This window comes from Methylobacterium oryzisoli (assembly GCF_046557895.1).
Lineage (GTDB): Bacteria > Pseudomonadota > Alphaproteobacteria > Rhizobiales > Beijerinckiaceae > Methylobacterium > Methylobacterium oryzisoli.
This window is the reverse complement of sequence record NZ_JBKIBX010000005.1, coordinates 151,599-168,088: the sequence shown is the minus strand read 5'-3', so window position 1 is coordinate 168,088 and position 16,490 is coordinate 151,599. Positions and strand designations below refer to the sequence as shown.

The 16,490-nt window shown below is 72.6% G+C and carries 15 protein-coding genes; 4 read left to right on the top strand and 11 right to left on the bottom strand.

Annotation, left to right across the window (positions count from 1 at the left end; genetic code table 11):
* On the top strand, positions 1-324 hold a 324-nt coding region (locus ACKUB9_RS07415; protein ID WP_410825788.1), incomplete at its 5' end, for a hypothetical protein.
* A 24-nt stretch (positions 325-348) separates the two neighbouring features.
* On the opposite strand, the gene ACKUB9_RS07410 is transcribed toward ACKUB9_RS07415, so the two are convergent.
* The 3 genes from ACKUB9_RS07410 to ACKUB9_RS07400 form a co-directional block, all read right to left on the bottom strand.
* Positions 349-612 (bottom strand): hypothetical protein, encoded by a 264-nt coding sequence (locus ACKUB9_RS07410; protein ID WP_407519652.1) that lies wholly within the window; start codon positions 610-612, stop codon positions 349-351.
* A gap of 525 nt (positions 613-1,137) precedes the next feature.
* Positions 1,138-1,341 (bottom strand): hypothetical protein, encoded by a 204-nt coding sequence (locus ACKUB9_RS07405; protein ID WP_407519653.1) that lies wholly within the window; start codon positions 1,339-1,341, stop codon positions 1,138-1,140.
* A 181-nt stretch (positions 1,342-1,522) separates the two neighbouring features.
* Positions 1,523-1,846, bottom strand: coding sequence for a beta/alpha barrel domain-containing protein (locus ACKUB9_RS07400; protein ID WP_407519654.1), 324 nt, complete (start codon positions 1,844-1,846; stop codon positions 1,523-1,525).
* A 452-nt stretch (positions 1,847-2,298) separates the two neighbouring features.
* Here ACKUB9_RS07400 and ACKUB9_RS07395 point away from each other — a divergent pair, with 452 nt between their 5' ends.
* The 3 genes from ACKUB9_RS07395 (at position 2,299) to ACKUB9_RS07385 (ending at position 4,369) form a co-directional block, all read left to right on the top strand.
* A complete protein-coding gene (locus ACKUB9_RS07395) occupies positions 2,299-2,808 on the top strand; it encodes an OsmC family protein (RefSeq protein ID WP_407519655.1) in 510 nt (169 codons plus the stop codon).
* Positions 2,801-3,166 carry a YybH family protein gene (locus ACKUB9_RS07390; protein ID WP_407519656.1) on the top strand — a complete coding sequence of 122 codons (366 nt, stop codon included), beginning with the start codon at positions 2,801-2,803 and terminating at the stop codon, positions 3,164-3,166. Before ACKUB9_RS07395 ends, ACKUB9_RS07390 begins: the two co-directional genes overlap by 8 nt.
* A 234-nt stretch (positions 3,167-3,400) precedes the next feature.
* The gene (locus ACKUB9_RS07385) at positions 3,401-4,369 is read left to right on the top strand and encodes an outer membrane protein (RefSeq protein WP_407519657.1); all 969 of its coding nucleotides are present in this window, start codon (positions 3,401-3,403) and stop codon (positions 4,367-4,369) included.
* Positions 4,370-4,497: 128 nt separating this feature from the next.
* On the opposite strand, the gene trxA is transcribed toward ACKUB9_RS07385, so the two are convergent.
* The 8 genes from trxA to ACKUB9_RS07345 all read right to left on the bottom strand — a co-directional run bounded on the left by trxA (position 4,498) and on the right by ACKUB9_RS07345 (position 16,487).
* On the bottom strand, positions 4,498-4,821 hold the full coding sequence (trxA, locus tag ACKUB9_RS07380; protein WP_015928309.1) for a thioredoxin: 324 nt from the start codon (positions 4,819-4,821) through the stop codon (positions 4,498-4,500).
* Positions 4,822-4,960: 139 nt separating this feature from the next.
* On the bottom strand, positions 4,961-8,413 hold the full coding sequence (gene addA, locus ACKUB9_RS07375) for a double-strand break repair helicase AddA (RefSeq protein WP_407519658.1): 3,453 nt from the start codon (positions 8,411-8,413) through the stop codon (positions 4,961-4,963).
* Positions 8,414-8,951: 538 nt separating this feature from the next.
* A complete protein-coding gene (locus ACKUB9_RS07370) occupies positions 8,952-9,377 on the bottom strand; it encodes a DsrE family protein (protein ID WP_407519659.1) in 426 nt (141 codons plus the stop codon).
* 56 nt (positions 9,378-9,433) lie between these two features.
* Positions 9,434-10,603, bottom strand: coding sequence for a TAXI family TRAP transporter solute-binding subunit (locus ACKUB9_RS07365; protein ID WP_407519796.1), 1,170 nt, complete (start codon positions 10,601-10,603; stop codon positions 9,434-9,436).
* 63 nt (positions 10,604-10,666) lie between these two features.
* A complete protein-coding gene (locus ACKUB9_RS07360) occupies positions 10,667-11,398 on the bottom strand; it encodes a hypothetical protein (RefSeq protein ID WP_407519660.1) in 732 nt (243 codons plus the stop codon).
* Between the two features lie 645 nt (positions 11,399-12,043).
* Positions 12,044-15,202 carry a double-strand break repair protein AddB gene (addB, locus tag ACKUB9_RS07355; protein ID WP_407519661.1) on the bottom strand — a complete coding sequence of 1,053 codons (3,159 nt, stop codon included), beginning with the start codon at positions 15,200-15,202 and terminating at the stop codon, positions 12,044-12,046.
* The gene (locus tag ACKUB9_RS07350) at positions 15,199-15,744 is read right to left on the bottom strand and encodes a GNAT family N-acetyltransferase (protein WP_407519662.1); all 546 of its coding nucleotides are present in this window, start codon (positions 15,742-15,744) and stop codon (positions 15,199-15,201) included. The genes addB and ACKUB9_RS07350 overlap by 4 nt, the downstream gene beginning before the upstream one ends.
* On the bottom strand, positions 15,741-16,487 hold the full coding sequence (locus ACKUB9_RS07345; RefSeq protein WP_407519663.1) for a nucleotidyltransferase family protein: 747 nt from the start codon (positions 16,485-16,487) through the stop codon (positions 15,741-15,743). The genes ACKUB9_RS07350 and ACKUB9_RS07345 overlap by 4 nt, the downstream gene beginning before the upstream one ends.
* Positions 16,488-16,490: the final 3 nt, after the last annotated feature.

The window sequence follows — 16,490 nt, the reverse complement described above, 5'->3', positions numbered from 1 at the left end:
CCCCCCCGCGGTCACGCACGGGCGCATCCCGGGCCGCTCGGTGCCGACGACCTGCCCTGGGCCGTGGTGCGGGCCTGGGACGCGGACGTGCGGGGCCATGTCGAGCGCGACCCGCGGCTCGAAGACGGCCGCGACCGCGTGCTGATCGCCGCCGTGAATTTCGCCGAGGCGGCGCTCCACGACGGGCCGGATCGGGCGGAGCCGGCGCGCGAGCGCCTGCTCGCGGCGATCGACGACCTCGAACGGCTCACGCTGCGGTTCGGCCGTGCGAACCACCGGGCCGCCCAGGCTGGCTACGGCGAGGCCGGGCAGCCGATCGCCTGAGCGGCCCCGCGCTCGCGCCTGCGCTCACCGTCCGGCGGCCTGCCGGATGGCCGCCACCACCGTCTCCACGACGGTCACGCCCTCGGGCGTGAAGGTGATCTCGTCCTCGCTCACCGTCGCGAGGCCCCGCTCCTCGACCTCCTTGACGCCGTCCGGATCGGCCCGGTGGCCGGCCCCGTCCCGCCGCACCACCGCGCGGATCGGCTGGCCGCCGATCAGGTGGTGATAGGCCGCGAAGGTGACGATCGAGAGCGCGCGATCGGACAGGGATTCGGTGCTGGCCGCCATCGTGGGGTTCCTCCGTGTCGTGGCAGCGCACTGGCGGCACCGCCCGGTCGAGCCCCAACGCGGAGACGGGCCGGCGGGTGCGGGCCCGGCTCCGGCACATGGCGTCGCGGGGCCCCCGCATGGCGGCCGGATCCCGCGCAGAAAAAAGGCCGCCCTTGCGGAGCGGCCCGAAGTCTAGGGAGGAAACGCCCAAGAGGGCTACACGGCCGCGACGCCATCGCCGCCGTGATGGGTTCAAATTCCCACGCTGCAGCGCAACATGCAACGCGCGGCGATGGATGAGCTGCCATGCAGGCGCGGCATGGAACCGTTGCCGCAGCGCACAAGACATTCGGTCGTCCTCGGCGGGCCGCAGGCGAAGCCGACCGGTCGGCGGTCGCACCGTACGGCTCTTCACGTCATGCCGATGGTAAGGGTGGACGCGCACCGGCTGGCAGCGAGCGGGCACATCCCCGGCAGCGCTGCCCAGATAGGAACGAAGTCTCACGAACGGCGGCACCGTTCCCGGCCCGGCCGGCGAGCCGGTCAGTACCCGCAGGCCGCCGACTGTTTGGCGCGATCGGTCAGGATCTCCAGCCCGCGGGCGATCTGGGCCGCCGCCGCGTCGAGGGCCGCCCTGACCTCGTCGATCGTCGAGAGCGCATCCGCGATGGCGAGATCGACGCGCTCCAGCGCACAGCCATCCGCTTCGTCCTCGGCGATCACGACCGTCCCTGAACCGACGCGCATGTCCGATGCCACCTGTGCCGAATCGCCTGCCCCGTGCTTGAAGCGATGGTTAACATTTGTCTAACGCGGGCGCACTCCGCCCTGAGGATTATGCCGAACGGATTAGTTCCTCGCGCCCGCCTCCGCATGCGCTGATCGGACCCGTCACGGCACGGCCGGACGATGTACGCCCGGGAGCCTCTCAGACGTTCTGGCTGGATCGCGGAGAACGGTCGGCCTGCACGGCATCGGGCGACGGTCGGTCGGCGGCTTGGGCGACCTGTTCGCAGGCCCAGCGGATGGCCTCGTCGGTGGACGCGAACGTCGTGGCGGTGTTGCCTTGCTGACACGGACCGAACCCGGCCTCGACGAACCAGCGCCCCCACAACTCAGGCTTGAGGTCCTCGTCCTGCTCCAAGTAAACGAGGACGGCGACCAGGCGCTCGTTCACGAACAACAGACAACCCCGCTCATCGGCGCCGCCAGTATCGACAAGAACCTGCTGGCAATAAATGGACGGCCTCATTCCCCCCGATCTCTCCAACGCTTATGATTGGGTTGCGCTATTAAATCGTGCACCCAATATCCGCAACCGATACTTTCGAGGTGTATCCCAATAGCGACATCGGCGGCCGGCGCCTCCGCTGGATCCTTGGCATGAGGGCGCGAACACGCTTGCGGGCGGACGTTGCCGCTGCGGGCAGCGCAAAGGCGTTCGAGATGCTACGATCCTCCGTGAGAACCGCCGCTCCGGCCGATCGGCGCCCGGAGCGGCGGTGCTGTCCAAGCCTGTCCGGGCGCGGCCTGACCGGCAGGGCGAATCAAAGGCCTCCCTTGCACGTTTGGCATACCGCATGCCAACTTGGGAGTGTGCAGACCCTCCCCGCATCGGCACGCGGCCGGATGGTTGGCACGAGCCGCAGGATCGTTTGGGGACCGAGCCGAGAGCCGCTTTCCTCCTGGAGTCAGAGTTCCGCCATGACCGTGCAGCTCGACGTCTCCCTGAGGCACCTGCAGAACTACCAGTTCCTCATCGATTTCGGGGAGACGCTGCCGCAGCTCTTCGTCGACGAGCCCGACCCGATCGGGGCAGGCGAAGGGCCGTGTCCGGAGCAGATGCTGGCGGCCTGCGTCGCCAATTGCCTGTGCGGCAGCCTGGTCTTCGCGCTCCGCAAGTACCGCCAGCCCACGGCCGGCCTCGCCGCCAAGGCGAGCTGCCACGTCGAGCGCAACGAAGCGGGGCGCCTGAGGGTCAGCGCGATCGATGTTGCGATCGTCCTCGATCTCGCCTCGGTCGAGGCCGACCGCCTCGACAAGGTGCTGGCGCAGTTCCGCAAGTTCTGCACGGTCTCGGAGAGCGTGGAGGCCGGCGTGCCGGTCCGGGTCACCGTGCGCGACACGACGGGCACGCGGCTTCCCGAGCCCGACACCGTCGAGCCGCACCGGAGCACCGCCGGACAACCGACGCAGGAGAGACGCGATGCCTGAGACCGACCGAGCACCCGCCCGCGCGCCCGAGGACCTCACCGCCCTGTTTCTCGCGCGGGCCAATGCGGGAGACGTCGACGGCCTCGTGGCGCTCTATGCGCCCGACGCCGTCCTGGCCGCCGGCGAGGTCGTGGCCCGCGGCCACGACGAGATCCGCCGCTTCTACGACGGCCTGCTGCGCAAGCGATCGCACTTCCCGCCGGTCGATGCCCTGCCCGTCATCCGGAACGGGCCGCTCGCCCTGACGATGGCGCGCTCCGGGCGCGGCACGCTCTCCGTCGAGGTCGCGCGGCAGGGCGAGGACGGGACGTGGGTCTGGACGATCGACCAGCTGAAGGTCGCGCCGGGCGGCGAATGAGCGCGACGTCCCGCAACCGGACGGACATGACCCGCGCGGAAGGGGGCTGAACGGCTTCGCCCGACGGCGACCGGACGCGTGCAACCTGCACGCTGCCTGGTCAGGGTGGCTATCCTTGCATCACGCGCGCCAGGATTGTGGCTTTCCGGCGATCCTGTGGCGCATGCGCTACATCGCGAAGAGGCCGAATGGTCTAGCTTGGACCTCGATCGGGGAACCTGCTGGGGGACCATCATGAAGAAGCTTCTGAGTGCGTTTGCTATTTCTACCGCCCTGACCGGCGCGGCCGCCGCGGCCGACCTGCCGCGCCGCGTCGCTCCGCCGCTGATCGCGCCGATCCCGGTCTTCACCTGGACGGGCTTCTACGCCGGTTTCAACGCCGGTTACGGCTTCGACGCGCGCAACGACAACGGCCCGCAGATCGTCGCCACCCGCAACCCGCTCGTCGTGACCGCGCCGGGCGGCGTCCAGGGCGTCGGCATCTTCGCCTTCCGTGACCGGGCCACCGAAGGCTTCGTCGGCGGCGGCCAGATCGGCTACAACTACCAGTTCACGCCGGGCGCCGGCTTCGTGGTCGGCATCGAGGCCGACGCGCAGTACGTCGATTTCGGCCGTGACCGCAACAACTTCGCGGCGTTCTTCACGCCGGGCGCCGGCTTCGTGGTCGGCATCGAGGCCGACGCGCAGTACGTCGATTTCGGCCGTGACCGCAACAACTTCGCGGCGTTCTTCACGCCGGGCGCCACCCTGGTTCCGGGCACCCGGGTGTTCAACCCGAGCGGGCTGTCGGGCCTCGACTTCTTCGGCACCGTGCGCGGTCGCCTCGGCTACGCCTTCGACCGCGTGCTGTTCTACGGCACCGGCGGCTTCGCCTACGGCTCGGGCGGCGGCACCAACTTCGGCCTGCCGAACAACGACGACTTCCGCACCGGCTGGACCGCCGGCGGCGGCATCGAGTACGCCCTCCCGACCGACTCGTTCCTGAACTTCTTCCGCTCGAACGCGGTCACGCTGAAGGTGGAAGCCCTCTACGTGAACCTCGACCGCAACAGCCTGAACGGCGCGTTCGCGGTGACGGGCAACGGCACGGTCGTGAACGCGGCCCTGCCCTTCTCGATCGCGGTCCCGGGCGTGTTCAACCGCCGCAACGACGAGTTCGTCGTCGTCCGCGCCGGTCTGAACTACAAGTTCGGCACCTGGTAGGACCGACGCGACCTGCGTCGCTCGACGGAAAGCCCGGCCGCGAGGCCGGGCTTTTTCGCATTTCGGGCCCATCAGGCACGAAAAAGCCCGGCCTCGCGGCCGGGCTCCGTCGTCGGCAGGAGCGGCGGTCAGGCGCTCGTCGACTGGATCCAGCGCGAGAGGTCGCCCTTGGGGGCGGCACCGACCTTCTGGCTCGCCAGCTTGCCGTCCTTGAAGATCATCAGCGTCGGGATCGACCGGATGCCGTATTCCGAGGCGATGCCGGGATTCTCGTCCACGTTGACCTTGGCGATCTTCACCCGGCCCTGCATCTCGCTCGAAATCTCTTCCAGCGCCGGGCCGATGGCGCGACAGGGACCGCACCACTCCGCCCAGAAATCGACGACCACGGGCTCGGACGCCTCCAAGACGTCCTGCTTGAAGCTCGCGTCGGTCACCTTCACGGTTGCCATCGCACAACCCTTTCCATCCGGGACGCGGCGAACCCGGCCATCATCCCGCGTCGCCGCAACGTAGGAAGCCGCCTCACGGCGATCAAGCGCGCAGGGCCGCGCCCGGCGCACACGGCTGTGCGCGACCGCACATCCGGCCTCACGCCGGGCGAATCACCGCCAGCGCCGCCGCGCAGGCCTCCGCGTCGAGGCGGCGAATCACCGGCCCGGCGGTCCAGACGAGGAGCGGCACGATCCGGCGCCCGGGATGGATGCGCGTGAGGAGCGCGGCGTAGAGCGCGACCTGCGCGGCGTGGCCCGCGGGCACCGGGGCGTCCGGCGCGGGCGGGCGGCCGGTCTTGAAGTCGGCAATCCAGACCGCCTCCGGCGTCACCGCCAGCCGGTCGATGCGGCCGTGCACCGGCCAGTCCCGGCCGTCGAGGGTGACGGTGCCGGCGAGCGAGACCTCGGCCCGGGCCTCGGGGCCGAACAGCACCGCGAGGTCCGGGTCGTCGAGGAGGCGCAGCACCGAATCCGCGATGGCGGCGCGCTCCGGCGCCGGCAGGCCCGGCGCGCGGGCCGCCACGTAGGTCTCGGCCGCCCCGGCGCGCAGGGCGGGCGCGATGGCGGGCAGGTGTTCGAGGAGCGCGTGGACGAGGATGCCGCGGCGGCGCGCCTGCGGATCGCCGGCGCGCGCCTCGCTGCGGCGCGGGGCGTCGGCGGCGCCGAGCCCCGAGGGGCGCAGCGGCGGTTGCGGCTCGGCCTCCGGCGCCACCGGGCGAAAGAGCCAGTCCGGCGGGGCGACCGCCGCGCGGACGGGGTCCGGGGCGGACGCCGCCACCGGGATCGCCGCGCCCTCGCGCCAGGTCTCGGCCGGGCCGTAGGGCATCTCCGCGCGCTCGACGCCGCCGAAGGCCGCGACGAGGCCGCGCCGGACCATCTCGCACCACGCCTCCGGCGTCTCGCGCTCGCTGCCGCGGAAGGGCGCGATCACGAGCCGGTCCTTGGCCCGGGTCAGGGCGACGTAGAGGAGGCGGTTGTGCTCCTCGCGGGCGCGGGCGTGCAGCCCGGCCCGGGCCGCCGCGGCGGCGGGGCAATCGTGCGCCCGGGCGGCGGACCAGACCGGCACCGTGCCGTCGCCCACCGGCACCAGCAAGAGCGGCGGGTCGTTGCGGCCGAGCGTCTCGCAGCCGTCGATCAGCACGACGAGCGGCGCCTCCAGGCCCTTGGCGCCGTGCACGGTCATCACCCGCACCTCGTCGCGGGCCGCGTCGAGGTCGCGCTTGACCGTGTGGCCGCCCGCGTCCCGGCCGCCGCTCGGCTCGTAGCGCGAGAGGAAACCGGTGAGCGAGGGCGCGTCCGCCCCCTGCTCGGCCTGCGCGGCGGCAGTGAGGAAGACGTCGATCGCGTCGCCCGCCTCGCCGCCGAGCCGCGCCACCAGCCGCGCCCGCCCGCCCCCCGGCCCGAGCAGGTCCGCGTAGAAGCCGAACGGCCCGTGCCGCCGCGCGAGATCTTGCCAGCCCGCGAGCGCCGCCGCCCCCCGCCGCGCGGCCGGGTCGCCGGAATCCGCGTGGCGCAGGAGCGCGGCCTGGAGCGATTCGGCCGGGTCGCGGCCGGCCGCGATGCGCACGAGGTCGTCGTCGCTCAGGCCCACGAGCGGCGTCTTGAGCGCGGTGGCGAGCGTGAGGTCGTCCGCGGGCAGCAGGGCGGCGCGGCCGGCCGCCACGAGGTCGAGCACCGCGATGTGGGCCGCGATGTCGAGCCGGTCCTGGCCGGCCACCGGCACCCCCTCGGCCTTCAGCGCGCGGATCACGCCCTCGAAGGCGGCGGAGCGTTTGCGGACCAGGATCAGGATGTCGCCGGGCCGCCAGACCCGGCCCTGCGCGTCGCCGGTGCCGGTCCAGCACCGCACCGCGCGGGCCACGCGCCGGGCGGTGACGAGGGCGGGCGCTCCGGCCTCGACGGCATCGACCGGCTGCGTCCAGGCGTCCGGCTCCTCCTCCTCGCTGGGGGTCTCGGTCGGCCACAGCTCGATCTGCCCCGGCGCGCCGGTGCGGGCCGTGGCGTGGACGGTGCCCAACGCCGCGTCGCCGAAGGAGAGGCCGCGGTAATGCTCGGGCAGCGCGAAGGTCGCGTCGACCCCCCGCAGCACGCCGAGCGCCGAGCGGAACGACAGGGTGAGCCCCACATCCGCGAAGGGCAGGCGGGCCTCCTCGGCCGCCCGGCGCCACGCCCGGCGCGTCACCTCGAACTGCTCGGGCGCGGCGCCCTGGAAGCTGTAGATCGACTGCTTGGGGTCGCCCACCGCGAAGCGGGTGCGCACCAGCCCGGGCCGCGCTCCCTCCCCGGCGCAGAAATCCTCGGTGATGCGGCGCAGGATCTCCCATTGCTGCGGGTTGGTGTCCTGGGCCTCGTCCACCAGCACGTGATCGATGCCACGGTCGAGCTTGTAGAGCACCCAGGCCGAATCGACCCGGGTCAGCAGGTCGAGCGTCTTGTGGATCAGGTCGTCGAAGTCGAGGGCGCCGAGCCGCGCCTTCTGGGCCTCGACCCGCCGGAAGATCTCGGCCGCCAGCGTGAACAGGGCCTGCGTGCGCGCGAAGGCGCGTGCGGCCTTCAGCCGCTCGCGCAGGGCGCCGAGCCGGGCCTGCTCGTCGAGGAGCGTCTGACGCATGGCCTCGGGCACCGCCTTGGTGCCGAACTGCGAGGCGGCGTAGGGCTCCCCCTCCCCCTCGTCCTTGAAGAAGGCCGCCAGCAGCAGCGGCAGGCGCTGCGGCCCCTCGGCCGCGGCCGCGAGCGCCAGCGCCTCGGCCCGCTTCGCATCGGTGGCCTTGCCGGTCTGGCGCAGGGCCGCGACGGGGCCGGCCCAGTCGGGACCGCCCTCCAGCATCCGCGCCTCGACCGCCGCGACGGTTTCGCCGGGCGCGAGGCCGAGCGCGCCGTGCAGCAGGGCGATGCGCGCCGGCACGCCGTCCGGGTGGGTGAGCACGGCGCGGCAGCCCACCGCCTCGACGATCGCCCGCCGCAGGGCCTCGCCCGCGGCCTCCGGCGCCACGAGCGCCAGCGCCTCGGCGAGGGCGTGATGCGCCCCGTCCACCGCGTCGGCCAGCACGTTGTCGATGGTGCGGTCCACCGCCTCGCGGGTCTGCGCCTCGTCGAGCACCACGAAGCGGGCCGGCACGTTCGCCTCGAAGGGCGCGAGGTGCAGCAGCCGCTCGCAGAGCGCGTGCAGGGTCTCGATCTTGAGGCCGCCCGGCGTCTCCACCGCCCGCGCGAAGAGGCGCCGCGCCCGCCGCAGCGTTGCGGCCTCCGGCCGCTCGCCTTCGAGCGCGGTGAGTTCGGCCGCGAGCGCCGCCTCGTCGAGGGTGACCCAGCGTCCGAGCCGCTCGAAGACCCGGATCGCCATGTTGGCGGCGGCCGCCTTGGTGAAGGTGAGGCACAGAATCTTGGCCGGCGGCGCGCCATGCAGCAGCAGGCGCACCACCCGGTCGGTGAGCACCTTGGTCTTGCCCGCCCCCGCATTGGCCGACACCCAGGCCGAGGCCCGCGGATCCGCCGCGCGCCGCTGCGCCGTCTGCGTGAGCGTATCGACGACGAACCCCTCGATCCCCATCCCGATTCCGGCCCGCTGCCCGCGCTATGGCGTGAGGCATCACTCTGCCTGCGCGGAGCTTGCGGGGGCGTGGCGGCGGGCGCCTCGTGCGGGGTTGTGCACAGGCTTTGCGGGCGGGGGCGGTGCACGGGCCACGGTCGGCCGGCGCACGCGAGCATCGGCGTCGCCGCCGAACCGGGGCCACGCCGACGAATGCTGTCTCGGATCAGAACCGGGACAGGCTGAGTGTCGCAGGGCTGCTGAAGCGGCTCTCTGCAGCCCGCGCAAAGGTCATTCAAGACCGGCAAGCCGCCATTCGCGTGTCTTGCTGGAATGGCTGCTTCTCATGCGAGAGCAGACCTCGTGAGGACATGCGGGCTGCTGGTCTGAATTTCGTCCCGCCCGCATGGGGGCGGCGCGGAGTCTATGCAAAATCGCCCGCCATATCGTGCCCGAGAAGCCGTCCGGAGAGGGACCATCTCGATGATGGGCACGATCGGACCGCGCAAAGCCTCAAGTGATCGGCGCGAGCGGATCCGCCGCGGACACCGATCTGCGGTCAGGGACGCAGATAGCTATAGCCCTCCTGCTGAAGCCTGACGACTTCAGCAACTCCGGATTGAACTATATCCTTCTCGGACACCCCGAAAAGATCTTCGGAATAATTGATTTTCCGGTTGGTGAGAGTGTTGTTGCAAACCTCGAACTTCACGCCTTTCGCTTTCAATTGAGTGATGCGCGTTTGCAGCGCGGAATTCGATTTGGCCTCCTTGAGGAGGTCGACCCCATCCCCGTGCATCACGACAGCGATCCGGATCCGATCCTGTCCGACCGCGTCGATGTGATTCTGCGCGTTGATCAATGCACGCGTGTAGGCCTTGCCCGAGTCTCCCCCGTCAAAGCTGATGTGATAGACGACCTTCTGATCGCCGTAACGCTCCGACGCCCCGGCCACCGACATCGCGGCTGCCAACGCGAGAACCATGCACGCTATCCAGCGAACCATTCCTGCTCTCCTCGCACGCCTTGCGGCCGACGGCATCACGGCCGGCGACGGCGCCACTCCAGAAACTCCTTGAACAGACGTTCCTGTTCGGCCTTGTCGTTCGGCGCCGCCTGCTCGGCTTGCGCGCGCGCCACCCGCACTTCGCCGGCTTGCGCCTTCGCGCCGCCATTCCGTTGATCCAGCCATTCCTGCGCAGCCGGGAAGCGGACGAGCTGGCCCGCCTCGGCCGCCAGGTTCACGTCCTTCCACTTCGGGTGGAACCCGGGCGCGTGCAGCGCCTCGATCCGGTCGAAGAGCGTCGTCGTCAGACGGGCGACGCGCCGGTAGCGGTCGGAGCTGCGCGGCCAGTTGTAGGAGACGAGGATCGTCGGCACCGAGATCGTCCGGACCTTCTCTCCCGCAGCAATCAATCCGGGGTAGTCCGCCGCATCCAGAACGGCGGGGACGTAGTAATCGCTCAGAGACTCGGAGTACTCGACAGGCAGGAACTTGTATCCGCCCTCCCATCGACCTTTCAGGAAGGCCTCGGCCGGCTTGGCCGTCACGAAGACGACGCCCGCAATCTCTCCCGTGCGCAGCTGGTCAAGGGCGGTCTGATGCGGAATGAAGCGTTCTTCGACCGCGATGCCGAGCCGCTTCAGGACGAGGGGTCCGGTGTAGGCAGCCGCGGTGCCGGCGGTGTTGAAGTTGACCTTCTTGCCGGCGAGATCCTTCAGGCTCTGGATCTCCGGCCGCACGAACACCTGCAGTTCGGAGGGAAACAGGCTGATCAGCAGCGCCACTCTCCGCTTGATGTCCGGAACGCTGGCCTTGAAGTCCTCGAGCGCGTCCGCGTTGATGATGGCGGCATCGACGCCGTTCAGATGAAGCAGCGACTGCACGTTCTCGGTAGGACCGCGGGTGACGATCGGAAGGACGCGGAGATTGTCGCCGTCATCGACGACCCTGGCGATTTCCGCGGCGAGACGGATCGGTGCGCCTTCGAGCAGCCCTCCGGCGAGCCCGACCGTCCAGGCATTCATGCGATCGCGCGCGGAGGGTTGGGGCGCCGCAGGACGCCGGCGCGCCGGAGCGGCGGGCGCAGCCGGAGCGGGCTGAGCGGCGGCTTCGGATTGCCCGGCCTCCTGGCGCCAGAACTGCGCCTGCGCGAGGTCGGCCTGCAACAGCACGCCGAGCAGGACGCCGGCTCGCAGGAATCTCATCATCGTCGTCACGGCCGGCGCTCCCCGTTCGGCTCTTGTCAGGCGCGTTGTCTCAACGTTACGCGGCTATCGACCCAGTGCGAGCAGCCGCTGGCTCGCGGCGCGCCAGCCCTGGTCCGAGGCCCGGCCGTAAAGGCTTCGCGCGAGGTCGGGGTTTGCCCGGATTCCGCGGGCTCCCCACCGTTGCAGGGCGGCCGGGTCATAGGTCTCCGCGAGCATGAAGAGGGCTTCGCCGTCGTCGCTCTCGATCGCGTGCTCCAGCACGCCCCGGGCGGCTGCGATGTTGCCCGTCCGGATCAGGTCCCGCGCTCGCCTCACGTAGGCCGCGGCCTCAGCGCGTGTGACGGAGCCGGCGGCGCGCCCTTCCGAAACCGGCAAGGCCTCCGCGGCGGACGCGGTGGCGCCTGACGGCGCTACCGGTTGCTCGGTCGCGACGGGCAGCGTCGGCGCCGGCCGCAGCGCCGGAGGAGCCACCTCGATCGGTCGCTCCGCGGACGCGTCGTGCTGGACGCCCGGCGTTGGCGGAGGCGGCTCAGAGGCGGCCGTGCCGAAGCCAACCTGGTCGGGAGACGGCCGAGACTCGCCGCTCGGAGAATCGCTGCTCGGATCGGTGCCCGCGCCTCCCCTCAGGGAAGGCGTCGACCGCGAGGCGATCATCGCCTCGACCGGGACGGCCGGGGACAAGGCCGGCGACGAAAGCTGCACCCAGGCCGCCGTCATGGCCGCGCCCGCCACGACGACGAGCGCCAGAACGCGGCGCCTCGGATGTCGGCTGCGGGCGCGCAGGCGCTTGGCCATCTCGCGCTCGGCCGCAAGCTCCTCCCCCGAGCTGCCGTCTTCTAGACTTATCATGACGACTTGCTACCTCTCGCACGGCCCGCTCCTCTTGTCGGCCAGAACGAAGACTGTTCTCATCGAACGGCTGGGAGCGCCCGCGTGCCTCAGAGGTCTGCGCACGCGACGTCTCGGCGTAGACTGCAACATTTGGTTGAAATTTCGCTGCCATTGTGACGAATCGATGACCCGGCGCCGACTTGCTCGACGGAGACAGTATCGAGGGCCGGCATCAAGCTTAGCCTTGAGAGACTCTCTTCGGAATGCTGGCGCTGTCCTTGTCAGGAGGCGGCGGCGGTCGGATCGAAGTCACCGAGCGCGAGGGGGTTCGCGCGAGCCCCGGGCCGGCCGGCACATCCAGGCGGTGTATCCGGAGAGGGACGGTCGCCTCACAGCCATGCTTGGCGCCAGAAATCCGCGGTGCGGCAGGCGTCAGGCCATCGTGTCTGACGAGCGGATGTCCGGAAGAACCCCGGCAACCGGGCAGGCCGGAAGCGGGTCGTGAGGGACCGCGCGAGTCCAGGGCCGCCTGAGGGGCGAGCGTTCACGGAGGATCCGGACGGGGCCGGAAGGCACGCCCATCACGGCCAAGCCGATCGGGACCGGCCCCTACTCCTCGCCCCCGACGAGCGACCATTCCTTGACCCGCGCCAGATGGTCGTAGGCCGAATAGGCCTTGGCGTATTTCGGGTAGGGGCGGGACAGGTAGGCGGCCTCGCCCGCGAGGAAGCGGGCGACGAGGCCGCGCAGGCGCGCCGCGTGCTCGTCCACGATCTCGGCGACGCTGCGGGGGTCGCCGCGGGGCGGCTTGAGGGGCGCGGGATCGAGGGGGGTCTTGCCGCCGCCCGCCCGCACGTAGAGGAGGTCGGGCGTCTCGGCCGCCGCGCCGAGGCCGCGGAAGGCGCCGGCCTTCAGCATCGCGGCCTCCAGGGTGAGCTGGGGGGAGAAACCGGCGAAGATCTCCTTGTGGCTCGGCACCTGCCCGGTCTTGAAGTCGATGATGGCGTGGCCGCCGCCGCGCGTCTCCTCGATGCGGTCGGCGCGGGCGCGCAGCGTGAAGATCTCGCCCGGGGCGACCGGCATCGCCCAGCGCCCGGCGATCTCGGCGTGCACGCGCGCGAGGCCGGGGCGGCGCTCGGCCTCCCAGGCCAGGAAGGCGCCGGCCATCCGCTCGAAGCGCGGCCACCACTCGGCGTAGAGTTCGGGATAGGCCTCGGCGATCCGCGCGAAGGCGTCGAGGGCACGCTGCATCAGCGGCCCGACGGGATCGGCCGGCAGGGCGGTGGGAAAGTCCTGCGCGAAGCCGCCGAGCACCGCGTGCACGATGGTACCGCGGTCGCTCGCGCTCGGCTGCACCGCCACCGGCTCCAGCGGGTCGAGGCCGAGCACGTGGCGGGCGAAGATGCCGTAGGGGTCGCGCACCAGGGTCTCGATCTCGGTGACGCTGAGCGAGCGGGGAAACAGCGCCGGATCGGGCTTCGGAGCCGGCCGCTGGAGCCGCGGCGGCACCGGCTCCTCCCCGCGGTCGAGGGCCGCCGCGTAGGCGCGCAGCTGCTCGCCGCCCTCTCGGCAGGCCTCCCAGGCCCCCTCCCCCATGAAGGCGCGCAGGCGCTGCAGGAAGCGCGAGGGCACGGTCGGCGCGCCCTCGCGCTTGTGCGCGCGGGTGATCACCGCGTCCGGGCAGCCCAGCGCCTCCACGAAGTCGTGCGCGGTCTGGCCGAGCCGCCGCTCGGGCGACGAGAGGCCGATGGCGGCGCGCATCGGCCGGTTGAGGAAGGCGTCGGTCTCGGCCTTGGGCGGCCACACCCCCTCGTCGAGCCCGCCCAGCACCACCCGGTCGGCCGAGAGCAGGCGCGCTTCGAGGAGGCCGAGGATGCGCAGGCGCGGATGCGGGCCGGCGTGCCGGCGCGAGGGCACCGCCCGCTCGCGGGTGAGCGCGGTGAAGACGGCCGGGTAGTCGGCGAAGCGTCCGGCGAGCAGGCCGGGCTCGGCGAGCGCGAGGTCGTCGAAGAGCTGGTCGAGGGCCGCCACCGAGGGCTCGTCGGCCTCCGCGTCGGGTCCGTCGAGCAGGAGGTCGCAGGCCTCGCGGTGGGCCTGCGCCAGCTGCACGAGGTCGAGGGGCGCATCGTCGGCCTCGGGCGCGAAGCCCCGGAAGGCGACCGCGAGGCGGTCGATCAGGTCCTCGGCCGCCGCCCAATCCGCGTCGGCGAGGCGCCGGACGGCGCGCGGCGCGTGCGGACGCTCCTCGGCGCGGGCGAGGTGCAGGGCCTGCGCGACGCCGCCGAGGCCCTTGGCGGGGGCCGGCCCGCGCAGCACGCCGATCTCCAGCGCGGCCGCCGCCCGCACGACCTCCTCGCGCGCGAGGCCGAGCCGCACCAGCGGATGGGCGAGGAGCGCCAGCACCCGCCCGGGCTTGGCCTCGTCGGCGGCGAGGTCGGCGGCGAGGCGCGCGAGGCGCCCGGCCGGGCTCAGGGCCAGGGATTCCCCGGCGGTGTCGTCCGCCACGATGCCCCAGCGGCCGAGTTCCGCCGCGACGCGGCGCGCGAGGTTCCGGTCGGGGGTGATCAGCGCGGCGGTGCGGCCGGGCGTCTCCAGGGTCTCGCGCAGGGCCAGGGCGGCGGCGAGCGCCTCCTCGCGCTCGTCGGCCGCCTCCACCAGCACGAGGCCCGCCCCGCCCTCGCGCGCCAGCTCCATGCGCGACGCGGGGTCGAGATCCGCCCAGGCATCCGTGGTCTCGGCCGGGCGCAGCGCCTGCGAGAGCAGGGCGGCACGGGCCTCGGCCGGGCGGCTGCGGTGCCCGAGGGGGCGCACCTCCGCCCGGCTCCGGTTCAGGAAGCCCGGCCCCATCAGCCGGTGCATCACCGCCTGCGGGTGCGCATGGGCCGGCTGCGACTGGGCCGGGTGCGATTGGGCCGGGTGCGCTTGCGCCGCGGGCTCCCCCGGGCCGATCGCCGCCCAGCCGGCGTCATCGAGGGCGAGGTCGAGCCCCGGCAGCACCACGGCGCCGCGCGGCAGGCCGGCGATGGCGGCGATCAGGGTCGCAGTCGCCGGCACCGAGCCGGTGGAGCCCGCCACGACGATCGGGTCGGCGGGCCGCTCGCGGGTGAGCCGCGCGGCCTCCGCCAGCATCAGGGCGCGGCCCCGGGCCACCGGATCACCGACGCCCCGCTCCTCCAGGATCCGCGGCCAGTGCTCGGCGGCGATGCGCACGAAGTCGAGGGTGAGCGAGAAGTAGCGGGAGACCTCGGCCTCCACCGCCGCGCCGATCTCCGCAAAGCCCAGGCCCTCGACCGTGAGGGCGTCCATCAGCCCTTCGAGGTCGGCGGCGAGCCCGATCGCGTCGGCGGGCGAGGAGGGCACCCGGAAGGGCACCTCCTCGCCGATCGGCAGGAGCTGGCGGTCCACCGTGGCGGCCCAGGCCTGGACGAGCCGGGCCAGGATCAGCCGGCGCTCCAGCGCCGGCATGGCGGGGCGCAGCAGCGCCTCCCGGCGCTCGGCCGGCGGGGCCGCCGCGAGATCGAGTTCCGCCTCGTGCGCCTCGCCGAGCGGCACCGTGCGCGGCAGCAGCGCCGCCGGCCCGCAGCGCTCGGCGAGGTGGGCGGCGAGCGCCCGCGCGGCGCGCTGCGTCGGCAGGTAGATCGTCACGGCGGCGAGCCCGAGCGGCCCGTCCGCGACCGGGCCGACGAGGGAGCCGTCGAGCAGCGCCTCGGCCAGGGTCGGCAGGAACGGCGCCCCGGGCGGGATGGTGAAGACGCTGTCCCGGCTCATCCGGAGAGGTCCTCGCGCACGAGGTAGCGCACCGCCTTGCCGCCCGGGATCACCGCGCGGCCGACCTCGCGGAAGCCGAGGCGCGCGTGAAAGGCGTCGGAGGCGGGATTCGGCGGGTCGCTGTTGATCTCGCAGGCGAGCCGCGCGTGGCCCGCTGCGGCAGCCTGCGCGAGTAGATCGGCGTAGAGGGCTTGGCCGAGGCCGTGCCCGCGCCAGTCCGGCGCGACGACGACCCGGTCGACGTAGACGAACCGCGCGAACCGCTCGCGGAACCACAGGAAGTTCGGACTGGCGTAGTCCGCATCCTGGTCGAGGGCGATCAGGAACGCCGCGACCGCCTCGCCCGCGACCGCCGCGGTCCCGTGCGTCATGCTGGCGTGCGCCATGCTGGCGTGCGCCATGCTGGCGCGGAAGGCTTGGCGCACCAGCGCGTCGAGCGCCGCCGCGTCCAGGGCCGAGGTCTCGCGCTCGTGGGCGCGGTTCAGGGCGAGCAGGCCCGGGAGATGCGCAGATGCGACCGGCGCGATCCGCGCCGCGGTCACGGCTGCACCGCGCTCGTGCGCACCCGCTCCTCGGCATCGCGCAGGCCCTCGGGGGTGCCGACATGCAGCCACTGCCCGTCGAGGCGCAGGCCGTGCAGGCGCCCGTTCGCGGCGGCGCGGTCGAACAGCAGGTTGAGGGAAAAGGGCCCCTCGGGCGTGTCGGCGAAGAAGGCCGGCGTGGTGATCGCCACCCCCGCGTAGACGAAGGGGGCCACCTCGCGCTCGGCCCGGCGCGCGAGGCGCCCGTCCTTCTCCATCTGGAAGTCGCCGGCCCCCTCGTAGCCGAGGCTCGTCGCCGCGGAGGCGAGCAGCAGCAGCATGTCCATCCGCTGCGGGTCCCAGCCCGCCACGAGGCGCTGCAGGTTGGGGCGCGGCCCTTCGAGCCAGAACGAATCCGAGTTCAGGATCAGGAACGGCCCCTCGCCCAGGAGCGGCAGGGCCTTGCGCACGCCCCCGCCGGTCTCGAGCAGCCGCTCGCGCTCGTCCGAGATGGTGATGCGCGGCGGACCGGCGCGGCGGACGAGGTGCGCCTCCATCAAGTCGGCGAGGTAGTGGACGTTGACCACCACCTCCCCGATGCCGGCCTCGGCGATGCGGTCGAGGGCGTGGTCCACCAGCGCGCGGCCGCCCACCTCGACCAGGGGCTTGGGCACCGTCGCGGTGATCGGGCGCATGCGCTTGCCGAGGCCCGCGGCCAGCACGAAGGCGCGGGCGATGCCGTGGTCGGGGGCTTGATCGCTCATGAG

What these genes read in the sequence shown, in the direction of transcription:
- ACKUB9_RS07400 (WP_407519654.1), bottom strand. Translation starts at nt 1,846, where the DNA reads ATGAGGCCGTCCATTTATTGCCAGCAGGTTCTTGTCGATACTGGCGGC.
- ACKUB9_RS07390 (WP_407519656.1), top strand. Translation starts at nt 2,801, where the DNA reads ATGCCTGAGACCGACCGAGCACCCGCCCGCGCGCCCGAGGACCTCACC.
- ACKUB9_RS07345 (WP_407519663.1), bottom strand. Translation starts at nt 16,487, where the DNA reads ATGAGCGATCAAGCCCCCGACCACGGCATCGCCCGCGCCTTCGTGCTG.
- trxA (WP_015928309.1), bottom strand. Translation starts at nt 4,821, where the DNA reads ATGGCAACCGTGAAGGTGACCGACGCGAGCTTCAAGCAGGACGTCTTG.
- ACKUB9_RS07385 (WP_407519657.1), top strand. Translation starts at nt 3,401, where the DNA reads ATGAAGAAGCTTCTGAGTGCGTTTGCTATTTCTACCGCCCTGACCGGC.
- ACKUB9_RS07405 (WP_407519653.1), bottom strand. Translation starts at nt 1,341, where the DNA reads ATGCGCGTCGGTTCAGGGACGGTCGTGATCGCCGAGGACGAAGCGGAT.
- ACKUB9_RS07370 (WP_407519659.1), bottom strand. Translation starts at nt 9,377, where the DNA reads ATGGTTCTCGCGTTGGCAGCCGCGATGTCGGTGGCCGGGGCGTCGGAG.
- ACKUB9_RS07395 (WP_407519655.1), top strand. Translation starts at nt 2,299, where the DNA reads ATGACCGTGCAGCTCGACGTCTCCCTGAGGCACCTGCAGAACTACCAG.
- addA (WP_407519658.1), bottom strand. Translation starts at nt 8,413, where the DNA reads ATGGGGATCGAGGGGTTCGTCGTCGATACGCTCACGCAGACGGCGCAG.
- ACKUB9_RS07360 (WP_407519660.1), bottom strand. Translation starts at nt 11,398, where the DNA reads ATGGCCAAGCGCCTGCGCGCCCGCAGCCGACATCCGAGGCGCCGCGTT.
- ACKUB9_RS07410 (WP_407519652.1), bottom strand. Translation starts at nt 612, where the DNA reads ATGGCGGCCAGCACCGAATCCCTGTCCGATCGCGCGCTCTCGATCGTC.
- ACKUB9_RS07365 (WP_407519796.1), bottom strand. Translation starts at nt 10,603, where the DNA reads ATGATGAGATTCCTGCGAGCCGGCGTCCTGCTCGGCGTGCTGTTGCAG.
- addB (WP_407519661.1), bottom strand. Translation starts at nt 15,202, where the DNA reads ATGAGCCGGGACAGCGTCTTCACCATCCCGCCCGGGGCGCCGTTCCTG.